This is a genomic window from Peribacillus faecalis, assembly GCF_014712675.1.
GTDB classification, from domain to species: Bacteria; Bacillota; Bacilli; order Bacillales; family DSM-1321; genus Bacillus_AD; species Bacillus_AD faecalis.
Genome location: NZ_JACXSI010000058.1, coordinates 1 through 12,071, shown reverse-complemented (window position 1 = coordinate 12,071; position 12,071 = coordinate 1). Strand labels below are relative to the sequence as shown.

General features: G+C 40.4%; 12 protein-coding genes. 11 read left to right on the top strand and 1 reads right to left on the bottom strand.

Annotation, left to right across the window (positions count from 1 at the left end; all coding sequences use genetic code 11):
• Nucleotides 1-160: 160 nt before the first annotated feature.
• The 11 genes from IEO70_RS17845 to IEO70_RS17795 all read left to right on the top strand — a co-directional run bounded on the left by IEO70_RS17845 (nucleotide 161) and on the right by IEO70_RS17795 (nucleotide 11,100).
• Nucleotides 161-1,033 carry a superoxide dismutase gene (locus IEO70_RS17845; protein WP_190999734.1) on the top strand — a complete coding sequence of 291 codons (873 nt, stop codon included), beginning with the start codon at nucleotides 161-163 and terminating at the stop codon, nucleotides 1,031-1,033.
• A gap of 104 nt (nucleotides 1,034-1,137) precedes the next feature.
• Nucleotides 1,138-1,599 carry an NUDIX hydrolase gene (locus tag IEO70_RS17840; RefSeq protein WP_328820968.1) on the top strand — a complete coding sequence of 154 codons (462 nt, stop codon included), beginning with the start codon at nucleotides 1,138-1,140 and terminating at the stop codon, nucleotides 1,597-1,599.
• A gap of 81 nt (nucleotides 1,600-1,680) precedes the next feature.
• A complete protein-coding gene (locus IEO70_RS17835; protein ID WP_190999733.1) occupies nucleotides 1,681-2,835 on the top strand; it encodes a D-alanyl-D-alanine carboxypeptidase family protein in 1,155 nt (384 codons plus the stop codon).
• Nucleotides 2,828-3,421 (top strand): nucleoside recognition domain-containing protein, encoded by a 594-nt coding sequence (locus IEO70_RS17830; protein ID WP_190999732.1) that lies wholly within the window; start codon nucleotides 2,828-2,830, stop codon nucleotides 3,419-3,421. The genes IEO70_RS17835 and IEO70_RS17830 overlap by 8 nt, the downstream gene beginning before the upstream one ends.
• Before the next feature lie 3 nt (nucleotides 3,422-3,424).
• The gene (locus tag IEO70_RS17825; protein WP_190999731.1) at nucleotides 3,425-3,958 is read left to right on the top strand and encodes a spore maturation protein; all 534 of its coding nucleotides are present in this window, start codon (nucleotides 3,425-3,427) and stop codon (nucleotides 3,956-3,958) included.
• Nucleotides 3,959-4,140: 182 nt separating this feature from the next.
• On the top strand, nucleotides 4,141-4,869 hold the full coding sequence (locus tag IEO70_RS17820) for a pseudouridine synthase (protein WP_190999730.1): 729 nt from the start codon (nucleotides 4,141-4,143) through the stop codon (nucleotides 4,867-4,869).
• A gap of 92 nt (nucleotides 4,870-4,961) precedes the next feature.
• Nucleotides 4,962-5,492: a thiol-disulfide oxidoreductase ResA gene (gene resA, locus IEO70_RS17815; protein ID WP_190999735.1), complete on the top strand. Its 531-nt coding sequence runs from the start codon at nucleotides 4,962-4,964 to the stop codon at nucleotides 5,490-5,492.
• 18 nt (nucleotides 5,493-5,510) lie between these two features.
• Nucleotides 5,511-7,139: a cytochrome c biogenesis protein ResB gene (gene resB, locus IEO70_RS17810; RefSeq protein ID WP_190999729.1), complete on the top strand. Its 1,629-nt coding sequence runs from the start codon at nucleotides 5,511-5,513 to the stop codon at nucleotides 7,137-7,139.
• Nucleotides 7,140-7,154: 15 nt separating this feature from the next.
• Complete coding sequence (ccsB, locus tag IEO70_RS17805; protein ID WP_190999728.1) at nucleotides 7,155-8,333, top strand: c-type cytochrome biogenesis protein CcsB; 1,179 nt, start codon at nucleotides 7,155-7,157, stop codon at nucleotides 8,331-8,333.
• Between the two features lie 272 nt (nucleotides 8,334-8,605).
• A complete protein-coding gene (locus IEO70_RS17800; RefSeq protein WP_190999727.1) occupies nucleotides 8,606-9,322 on the top strand; it encodes a response regulator transcription factor in 717 nt (238 codons plus the stop codon).
• The gene (locus IEO70_RS17795) at nucleotides 9,322-11,100 is read left to right on the top strand and encodes an ATP-binding protein (protein WP_190999726.1); all 1,779 of its coding nucleotides are present in this window, start codon (nucleotides 9,322-9,324) and stop codon (nucleotides 11,098-11,100) included. The genes IEO70_RS17800 and IEO70_RS17795 overlap by 1 nt, the downstream gene beginning before the upstream one ends.
• Nucleotides 11,101-11,587: 487 nt before the next feature.
• On the opposite strand, the gene IEO70_RS17790 is transcribed toward IEO70_RS17795, so the two are convergent.
• The coding region (locus tag IEO70_RS17790) for a transposase (protein WP_190999725.1) at nucleotides 11,588-12,071 on the bottom strand (484 nt) is incomplete at its 5' end.

The window sequence follows — 12,071 nt, the reverse complement described above, 5'->3', positions numbered from 1 at the left end:
GTTACACACCATAGCATTACCATTATGGGTATCTTGGTGGAAAACAAAACCCCGGGAATATATTTTCATCCCCGGGGTGTGAGTGTAAAATCATGAATGTTTCTTATTCACCTGCCAAGCTTCTCTTTCATATTAGTGAAATGGGGAGGCTGATGGAAACATGGATTTTAAAGCATATTTGCGCGAAGTAAAAGCGTGGTTGGAAGAGATTAAATTTTACAAACAAAGTAAACGGTATAATCATGAAGAATTAGACGACGTCCTAAAAAGAATGGAGTTCTTCCTAAACGGAATTAAAGAAGATGAAGTTACGGAAAATGAGATTATTAGTCTGCAAACATTGGTGAAGGATACGAATGAACGTTTGAAAGAGGGTGTAGAAATAGAAGGAAACATGCGTCAAATGTATATTCCGATTGGTCAGCATATATTGCCGAATCTCCCTTATCCGTATAATGCGCTGGAGCCGCATATTTCTACTGAGATCATGAAGCTGCACCATGACAAGCATCATCAATCCTATGTAGACGGATTGAACAAAGCAGAAAAAAAGATGCAGACAGCACGCGCGACGAATGATTTTTCCTTGCTGAAGCATTGGGAAAGGGAAGCATCTTTCCACGGCGGCGGTCATTATTTGCATACGCTTTTCTGGGAAAGTATGAGCCCTAAAGGCGGGGGTGAACCTAAAGGTGCTTTAATGAGGCAGATCAACAAAGATTTTGAAAGTTATAATGCTTTTAAACAGCATTTTTCTGGAGCGGCAAAACAAGTGGAAGGCTCGGGATGGGCAATTCTTGTTTGGTCCCCTCGTCCGAGAAGACTGGAAATTTTGCAAAGTGAAAACCATAATAAGCTGACTCAGTGGGATGTCATTCCGCTATTGCCGCTGGATGTATGGGAGCATGCTTACTATTTGCAATATAAAAACAACCGAGGCGCTTACGTGGATAACTGGTGGAATGTCGTTAATTGGCCTGCTGTAGAGGCACGTTATGAAAAAGCGCAAAAGCTGCAGTGGAAGCCTGTATAAAAACAGCTTGAAAATAGGTGGATTTGAAGGCATTTAGTAAAGTCATTTTCCTCTCATTGGACATTAGCTATACTAGAGATAGTTGCTAATAGTGGGAGGAATACATGATGGGTTATATAGATGAGATAAGAAAGCTTGTAGGTCACCGACCTCTGCTTTTAACGGGTGCCGTTGTCATAATTGAGGATAAACAAGGACGTATATTGCTGCAGAAAAGAGCCTATCCGAAAGAAACATGGGGCTTGCCGGGAGGGTTGATGGAATTAGGAGAATCGACAGAACAAACTGCTGCGCGAGAAGTGCTTGAAGAAACGGGACTCAAGGTGAATAACTTGCAATTATTAAATGTTTATTCAGGTGAGAGACACTTCTCGATCGCAGAAAACGGCGACCAATTTTACATCGTGACGATTGCTTATTTATGCAAGGATTATGAAGGGGAAATGCAAATTGATGGTTCGGAGTCTGTTGATATTCAATTTTTTGAGCGCGATTGTTTTCCGGTGAAAATGGTGGGAAGTCATCGGGAAATGGTACAGGACTATTTGAAGAAAGCAGAAGCTTAAGACAGCACTTTTTTCTTTTAGTCATAACACTTGTCCTTGTTTCATAAACTTGTACAAAACAAGAAAAGGATGAGTTAGTCCATGCATTTTAACAGAAAAGGCGCCATAATTCTTATATTTCTATTATTGTTTGCAAACTCTCCTCAGCAGACAAAGGCAGAAATCGCTGAAATGAATGTCAGCGCGGTGAACGCTGTTTTAATGGAGATTGAAAGCGGAAGAGTTTTGTATGAAAAAGAGGCGCACGAGAAAAAGAAAATTGCCAGCATTACCAAAATCATGACAGCCCTTTTGGCAATTGAATCGGGGAAGCTTGATGAAATGGTCACTGTCAGCGATCAAGCCTTTGGAACGGAAGGCTCATCCTTGTATTTAAAAAAAGGACAGAAGATGAAGCTTGAGGATTTAGTATATGGCTTAATGCTTCGGTCAGGAAATGATGCAGCGGTAGCGATTGCTGAACATGTAGGCGGAAGTTTAGACGGATTTGTCTATTTAATGAACCAAAAAGCGGAAGAAATCGGGATGAAGAACTCTTCGTTTACAAACCCGCATGGTTTGGATAATACGGAAAATCATTATTCGACCGCATATGATATGGCGCTTTTGACACGCTATGCCATGAATAATGAAACGTTCCGGGAAATTTCCTCTACGAAAGAGCATCATGCCCCGAACCCGAATGAGAAGTGGGACTACGAGTGGAATAACAAGAACAAAATGCTGAAATTGTACAAGTATTCTACCGGAGGGAAAACGGGTTATACAAAGCTTGCGAAACGAACACTTGTGTCGACAGCAGAAAAAGACGGTATGGCATTAGTGGCGGTAACACTGAATGCCGGGGATGACTGGAATGATCATATGTCGCTTTTTGATGCGGCTTTTGAAGAGTTTACTATGACGACCATTTTGGCGCCCGGAAACATCAAAAAAATAAAACATTCCTTTTATAAAAATAAAGCAGAAATCATTCAAGAGCTTGCTTATCCGCTTACTGAAGAGGAGAAAGACAAAGTTACACTTGAAATGAAGCTTTTGAAACCAAAGAGGGACTGGAAAGACACCGAGAATGTGCCGGAAATTGTCGGCAAGGCAATTGTGAAGCTGGATGGAGAAACAATCGGATCGAGAAATATTCATTATCAGCCGTCAGAAGAGACAAGTAATATGAACTTTAATGAAAGCTGGCAGCAAACGTTTATGAGAATTGTAGGTCTCGGGAAAGATGGTTAATTACATATGGGTTGGAATGTTGGTCATCGGCTTTGTTTTTGCGGCGATTAACGGAACAATGAATGAGGTCAACGAAGCGCTGTTCAAAGCGGCGTCTGACGCAGTCGCCATATGTATCGGTTTAATGAGTGTGCTCGTCTTTTGGCTTGGATTAATGAAAATCGCTGAAGATGCCGGCTTATTGGCGAAATTGTCCAAGCTGTTTAAGCCGCTTATTTCCCGCTTGTTTCCGGATGTGCCGAGCGATCATCCGGCAATGGGGTACATCTTATCCAACATGACTGCCAATATGTTTGGTTTAGGAAATGCTGCGACCCCGCTCGGCATTAAAGCGATGGAGCAACTCAAAAGCCTGAACGGAGGAAAAAATGAAGCAAGTCGTTCGATGATTACGTTTCTGGCCATCAATACATCATGCATTACCATCATACCGACAACTGTCATCGCGATCCGCATAAAGTATGGTGCTGTCAATCCGACGGACATCGTTTTGCCGACGATTGTCGCAACGGTTATTTCAATGATTGGCGGAATATTGATTGACCGTTTTTTTTATGAAAGACGCAAGCGGAATGGGAGAGGATAAGCGATGGAACTATTCGGATCACTTTCTGTATGGATTATTCCTTTATTAATTGCCGCTATTTTATTGTATGGGACATATAAGAAGGTGCCCACCTATGAGAGCTTTGTTGAAGGAGGCAAAGAAGGGATTACAATTTCTTTTGCAATCATACCGTATCTTGTCGGTATGCTTGTCGCGATCGCGGTATTTCGGGCATCGGGTGCGATGGAGGCTTTTGTCGGAGTCATCAAACCGTTATTTTCAATGATTGGTGTGCCTTCCGAGATTGTGCCGTTAGCGATTATCCGCCCGATTTCCGGTAATGCGGCATTAGGGATGACGAGTGACTTGCTTTCTACATACGGTACAGAATCTTTCATCGGACGATTGGCATCTGTCATACAAGGAAGCACAGATACAACTTTTTATGTCTTGACTGTTTATTTCGGTGCAGTCGGCATCAAGAAGATGGGAGATGCTTTAAAGGTCGGTTTGCTTGCCGATTTGGTCGGCCTGGCTGCAGCAATAATTGCAGTTGTTTTCATTTTCGGATATTAGTCTGTTTACCCTTTCGAAAAAGAGAGGGTTTTTTGCTGTATGTATTTAACATAATAAGGGTATTGGATGAAAATAAACTATTGCGCTACAATATCCTTTCAATTTATGTAGAGAATGTGACATAATAGTATATTGCTTGTTAATTTTTTTGGCAGGAAGTAATATGTAAGAGGTGATAGAAAATGGAAAGATTGCAAAAAGTTATTGCGCACGCAGGTGTCGCTTCAAGAAGAAAAGCAGAGCAATTGATTATAGATGGACGAGTAACTGTTAACGGAAAAGTAGTAAAGGAGTTAGGGGTAAAAGTAGGACCTAACGACAAGGTAGAAGTAAATGGTGTACCGCTCCAAAGCGAAGCGCCCGTTTATTATATTTTGAATAAACCGCGCGGTGTCATCTCTGCTGTATCTGATGATAAAAAACGAAAAGTCGTTACAGATTTCTTGCCGGAAGTTACAGAACGAATCTATCCGGTCGGCCGTCTTGACTACGATACTTCAGGATTATTGCTATTAACGAATGATGGTGATTTTGCGAACATGCTGATGCATCCGAAGAACGAAGTGGATAAACATTATGTTGCGAAGGTTAAAGGCATTCCATTCCGCGAACAACTGAAAAAGCTGCAATATGGCATTAAGCTTGAAGACGGCATGACTGCTCCGGCGAAAGTAAAAGTTTTATCAATTGATAAGAAAAAGAACACGAGTATTATTCAAATTATTATTCATGAAGGCCGTAACCGCCAAGTAAGAAGAATGTTCGATGCGATTGGTCATCCTGTCATGAAGCTTAAGCGCGAGCAATACGGATTTTTGACTTTGCAAGGCTTAGCAACGGGAGATGCGCGTGAATTAACGCCTCATGAAGTAAAAAAATTGCGTGTTATGGCAACAGCTTCAAGAAAATAATGTAATTTTGTCACAATTTTAACCGAATTAAACACTATCTATATGTTATTAAATGGTATAATTTCGTTAAAAGTTAAGGTGAGGGAAATATGATGGGGAAAAAGCAACTTCGGCTTGTAATGCGAACAAGCATACTTGCAGTATTAGCTATTGCGCTAACATATACATTTTATGCGAACTTCACAAAAGAAAACAATAAAGCTGTAGCGAAGAATGAACCGGTTCCTGATTTTGTTTTGAAGGACTTAGATGGCAATACACATAAGCTGTCTGATTACAAAGGACAAGGTGTTTTTTTGAACTTTTGGGGTACATGGTGTAAACCGTGTGAAGCTGAAATGCCGAATATGAATAGTCAGTATAAGATTTATAAGGATCAAGGAGTCCAAATTTTGGCTGTAAATGTTGGGGAACCGCAAGTTTCCATCAATAGCTTTGTGGCTAAATACGATTTGGACTTTCCTATCCTAATCGACCAAACAGACGAAGTGCAGAGTGCGTATGGGGTGCGCCCTCTTCCTGTTACGTTTCTGATTGATAAGGATGGTAATTTAGTAGATACATTGAATAGCGGACTCACTGAGTCGATGGTGAAGGAAGCGATGGAAAGAATTAAACCATAACATTAGGGAGTATTTGACATGAATGAAGTGAAATGTGAATGCGGACATATTAATCCTCATGGCACAATCCTTTGTGAGTCATGCGGGAGAGTTTTGGAAGAGAGTGAGCAAAGCAAAAAGCTGGTCGATATGCGTTATGAAGGGACGGCTCGCCGGTCTCAGACGTATAAGACGACAGTTATTGATAAAGTTTGGAACTTCTTTTCGTCAGTCAAAGTCGGAATTTGGCTGATTGTGATAACATTAATTGCTTCTGCATTAGGAACAATTTTTCCTCAAGAGATGTACATACCTCAAACTATTCCTGCTGAGCAATATTATCAAGAGCAATACGGTGTTTTAGGTGAAATCTATTATTTATTGGGCTTTCACAATTTATACAGTTCCTGGTGGTATTTACTGCTGGTGGCTTCCATCGGCGTTTCTCTTGTAATTTGCAGCTTAGACCGCTATATCCCATTGCGACGGGCTTTAAAGAACCAACGAGTGGACCGCCATATCGGATTTTTGCAGCGCCAACGTATTTATGGTGTAACGAAAACCGAGGGTCAGGAAGTTGATCTTGAAGCTATTAAACAGAGATTGAAAGAAAGAAAATTCAAGGTCAGTGAAGTAAATGGCTGCCTTATGGCCGAGAAAAATCGTTTCTCCCGCTGGGGGCCATATGTTAATCATATTGGATTAATAATTTTCTTAATTGGCGGAATGTTGCGATTTGTTCCCGGCATGTACATAGATGAAGTACTTTGGCTTCGAGAAGGCGAAGTAAAGCCGATACCGGGTACCGATGGTGAATACTATTTGGAGAATAAAGCATTCACAGCAGAAGTTTATGATAAGGATAATGTTGATGAAGTGTTTTCTGAGTCGGTAGACCGTATGGGGGCTATCGCTAAAAACTTTCAGACAGACGCAATCCTTTATCGGGCAGCAGGTGAAAAGCTCTCGGGCGAAGAGCCTGAACTTAAAGAAGTGAAAGAGCATTTTATTCGTGTAAACCAACCTTTAAAATTTGAGAGTTTTGCTTTATATCAAGTAGAGTATAAGTTGGATGAACTTGCGGCGATGTCGTTTCAGTTAACCGATAAGGAATCAGGAAGAGCCTTTGGCACAATCAAGGTTGACTTGAATAATCCCGATCAATCGTACGATTTAGGAAACGGCTATGCTGTACGAATTATTTCGTATTTTCCTGATTTCAAAATGGACGAATCCGGAAAACCGGTGACACAATCACCTGTTCCTAATAATCCTGCATTTGTCTTCAAGATGTTCTCTCCGGAAAAACCGGAAGGGGAAGTGAGCTTTGTGGCCATTCAGGAGACGATTGAAAGTGAAGGCAATAATATATATAAAATGGCTTTTGCCGGAGTCGAAACACATCATGCGACAGCACTTACTGTAAGAAAAGATTTGACGTTGCCTGTACTTGGACTCGGAGGGCTCATTTTTATGATCGGTGTTATCCAGGGGGCTTATTGGAATCATCGGAGAATTTGGATACAAAAACACGGGGATGAAGTAGTTATTGCTGCTCATACGAATAAAAACTGGCATGGTCTTAAAAGGGATCTCGAGAAGACATTGGAAGGATTGCCTTTAGATGAGCCGCTTGATCAAGCAGATCAGAAAGACTCTTCACAATAAGGGGGATTAGAAACAATGGTTCAATTAAGCGGTAATTTACTGTTTGCAGCTTTTCTGTTATATTTGCTTGCTTCATTTTTCTTTGCGGGTGCAATTAATAAAAAGAGGTATAAAGAAACTAGATCTTTAAGTAAAATATCCATCATTGCAATCACCTTAACAATCGCCGGATTTGCATCACAATTGGGATATTTCATCACCAGGTGGATTGCTGCAGGGCATGCCCCTGTAAGTAATTTGTTTGAATTCACGACATTTTTCGGCATGGTCATTGTCGGAGCATTCATTGTCATTTTCTTTATATACCGTCTTAATGTGCTCGGAGCCTTCACGTTGCCGATTGCACTTTTACTGATTGCGTATGCGGCGATGTTTCCGAGAGATATTACACCATTGGTTCCTTCGCTTCAAAGTAACTGGCTGGCGATTCATGTAACGACGGCCGCTGCGGGGCAAGCTATTTTAGCTATTAGCTTTGTGGCCGGTTTACTATACTTAGTTAAAGTGACAGATCACACAACTAAAGGAAAGAAACCATTTTTTTTGGAATTGATTATGTACTTTCTTATTGTCACAGTAGGTTTTATCGGAACAAATACCGCATTCGGCATAGCAGGCTATGAGGCGAAATTTGATTGGGTAGACAATCGCGATGTTGTGTCGGAAGCTGTCTACGCAATACCGCCGTTGCTTGGGCCTAATGAAGGTGAGCTGAAAACAGAAAATGTGATGGCTCCGTTAATTGAAATGCCGGACTTTATCAATGCGCAAAAAGCAAATACAGTGCTTTGGTCCTTTTTAGTGGGTACATTATTGTACATATTAATGCGAGTTATTTTGCGTAAGCGAGTAAGCTTAGCCATTCAGCCTTATGTGCGTAATGTCAAGCTGGATTTAGTAGATGAGATCAGTTACCGCTCAGTATTGGTCGGTTTTCCGGTATTTACTCTCGGCGCCTTGATTTTTGCGATGATATGGGCGCAAATTGCTTGGACAAGATTTTGGGGATGGGACCCGAAAGAAGTGTGGGCATTGATTACGTGGCTGTTCTATGCAGCTTTCCTGCACTTGAGGCTATCAAAAGGCTGGCATGGAGAAAAATCTGCTTGGTTGGCGGTAATTGGTTTTGGTATTATCATGTTTAATTTAATATTTGTAAACCTCGTTATTGCAGGGCTTCATTCTTATGCATGATGGACTGCAATTGTGAAGAAAAGAGGAAAAATAAAAAACTTTCACCGTTAAAAGTGAAAGTTTTTTGTCGGAATAGTAAAACATCCCTATAAAATACTTGAATTTCCTGCTGCTCTAAGAAGAATTACTCAAAGGTTATTTCTCTTTTCTGGCTTTTTATATATAATGAAAGAGGTTGTAATTAATTATACATATTTAAGGAGTCTCTCATTACTTAAAATGGTTTTTGAAATTCATCATTCTGTAGAATTTACAAAAGGGGAGGAAGTACGATGGATAGCGCAATTAAGATTTTAGTAGTAGATGATGAGGAACGTATTCGCAGATTATTAAAAATGTATCTTGAAAGGGAAGATTACATTATTGATGAGGCTGAAGACGGTAACGAAGCTTTAGATAAAGCGCTGACGAATGATTACGATTTAATTTTATTAGATATAATGATGCCCGGCAAAGATGGTATTGAAGTGTGCAGAGAATTGCGCGAGAAAAAATCAACTCCTATCATCATGCTTACGGCAAAAGGTGAAGAAATTAACCGTGTACAAGGTTTTGAAGTAGGAACGGATGATTATATTGTTAAGCCTTTCAGCCCGCGTGAGGTTGTATTGCGAGTGAAAGCTTTATTAAGAAGATCTTCAAAAACGAGTTTTATACAAACGGATACAACGACGAAAGATATCATTGTGTTGCAGCACTTAACTATTGATAATGATGCTCATAGAGTTACAGCAGACGGCAAAGAAGTATCACTGACTCCAAAAGAGTATGAGTTACTGTACTTTTTAGCGAAAGCTCCGGACAAAGTATTCGACCGTGAGCAATTATTAAAAGAAGTTTGGCACTATGAGTTTTTCGGAGATCTGCGTACCGTGGATACACATGTTAAACGTTTGCGTGAGAAATTGAACCGCGTTTCTGAGGATGCTGCGAAGATGATTGTAACTGTCTGGGGTGTGGGTTATAAGTTTGAGGTTGTAAACGAGTAATGATCTTCTTGAGAAGTGTCGTCGGGAAGCTCTGGCTTACGATTTTACTTCTGGTATCATTTGTTTTACTGATTTTAACAGTGCTTCTGTTAGAGTTTTTTGAGAATTTTCATGTTCAGCAAGTTGAAGATGACTTAATGGTTACGGCATCTAAAATTGTTCAAATAGTTGATGATCATGAAGATTCATGGAATGCTCTTGAAATATCGGCACAGCTGGTCGGACCATCTAAGCTAGTCATGATAGCGGATGGCGATAATAAAAGATTAATATCTGATAACTCTTCGGATGAGAATGTGCAGCAGTTATTCAATTCTGTCATGAATGATCAGGATTTATCGAGCGTAAAAGAGCCGGGTGAAGTAGAGAAGAAGCAAATGATTATTCACTATGGTGAACAAGGAGAAAATAGTGAAACATTCATGATTGTCAGTACCCCTGTTGATAGTGCTGAAGTGGATGGAATCGTTTACGTAATCGAGTCGCTTGAAGCGATGAATGATACGGTGCAAGCGACAACTAAGCTAATCATATTGGCTGCAGGTGTAGCGATTATTTTGACGACTATCTTTGCTTTTTTTCTGTCAACGCGAATTACGGCGCCGCTTCGAAATATGCGTGAAGCTGCCTTTGAGATTGCCCGCGGTAAATTTAATACAAAGCTGCCGATTTTGTCAACGGATGAGATTGCAGAGCTGGCAATTGCTTTTAATCAGATGGGTAAACAACTGAATCAAAATATGAATGCACTGAATCAGGAAAAGGAAAACCTGAAAAGTATTTTGAGCAGTATGGCTGATGGAGTAATTACATTTAAAGTCGACGGAACAATTTTGCCGACTAATCAGCCTGCAGAGCGTTTTATGGAGCTATGGCGCCGTGAGAACGACTTGCGCGGCGGAAATACGGAAGCGCCGATTGAATTGGTCAACTTGTTTCAGTTATCTGTGGATACTGAACAGGAAAATGTTGAGGAATTGAGAATTGGTGATCACTATTGGGTTGTTGTTGTCAGTCCGCTTTATAATAATGAGAACATTAGAGGAGCAGTAGCCGTTCTTCGGGATATGACAGAAGAAAAGAAACTGGAAAAGATGCGCAATGATTTTATTGCCAATGTCTCTCATGAACTTAGGACACCAATCAGCATGCTTCAAGGTTACAGTGAGGCAATTATTGATGATATTGCCGAGACTAAAGAAGAAAAGCAGGAAATTGCAAGAATTATTTATGATGAGTCATTACGGATGGGCCGATTAGTTAATGAACTGCTGGATTTGGCTCAGATGGAAGCCGGGCACTTGTCTTTAAATTACGAATCTGTCAATCTTGAGAAATATTTGAATAGAGTGTCGTCGAAGTTCATTGGACCGGCTAAGGAAAAAAATATTGAGCTGAAGGTACAGTTAGCTGATCCCGATTTAACTTGGTTCTTTGATCCGGATCGAATCGAGCAAGTTTTGACTAATTTGATTGATAATGCCATTCGTCACTCTCAAAATGGCGGGTTTATTGCCATTATTCAATCGACTGAAGGTAATCAATTGAAGATTGAAGTAAAAGATAGCGGCACCGGCATTCCGCACGAGGACTTGCCTTTTGTGTTTGATCGCTTTTATAAAGCAGACAAGGCAAGGACAAGGGGGAAATCCGGCACAGGACTTGGTTTGGCGATTGTCAGCAACATTATTAAAGGGCATCATGGGGAAATTTCCGTTGAAAGCAAGGAAAATGAAGGGACGACATTTACCTTCAAAATTCCTCGAAATATGCAGTAAACAGCTGGCGAATAATATTGTTACATACGAAACCTCATTTTTGGAGGTCTGTATGAATGAAGATGACTTCTTATCACAGGAGTCATCTTTTTTATAGGTGAAAGTGAAAATGAAAAAGGACCGGTAACGGTTTTTCTGAAAAATATAAAAGTTCATATTTCTGAATTTAGATAGCTGTCTAACCTTGCACCTGTCATGCTCGGGCCTAAGCTGCCTCATCCAAGAAACCAAAGGCGGGTTTATTGGATGATTCATCTTTGTCCTCCCGCATGACTCCTTTTTCATTGGAGAATCTTTCGAGAGGCTTTTTCAAAAATGAAAAAGGACCGGTGCCGGTTTTTTCTGTGAAAATAAAAAAACTAAACGAAGCAAGTAGCGAAGAAAAGTAAGGAGAAAACAAGGGGATTGTCAAAAAATGCCCAATCTTAAGAGAGGTATGCTTGTTTGTTTTTAAAAAAACATACCCTAATTAATATGTTTTAAAAGGTTAAGCTATTATACCTGGTTCCTGATAGAGTTGATGGTTTGTAAACAATTTATAAATGATTCTAACGAGCTTGTGTGCAATCGCTGTGATCGCTTTTTTTCTTCCTCTTCGCGCTGATAAAGACCAAAAGGTAGCTGCCATCTGCGTTTTTCTCGATCGTGAAATGCTCCAAGCAACTTGGCAGAGGGCAGCTTGTATATGAGGGTTCCCTTTAACGGTTTTGGTTCCTTTTTTTTTACCTGCACTTTCGTTGTTGCCTGGTGAAACCCCGGCCCAAGAAGCTAGATGTTTGGAAGAAGGAAATTGGGTCATATCGGTTCCAATTTCAGCAATAATGGAAGCTGCGGAGTGGATTTGAATACTAGGTACACTTAGAAGAATATCCACTTCTTCCTGATAAGGCTGCAGAAGTACTGAGATGCGATCTTCCAGTTCCTTAATGGACTTTTCAAGATAGATGATATGGTTCCAAGAGCTTTTAATC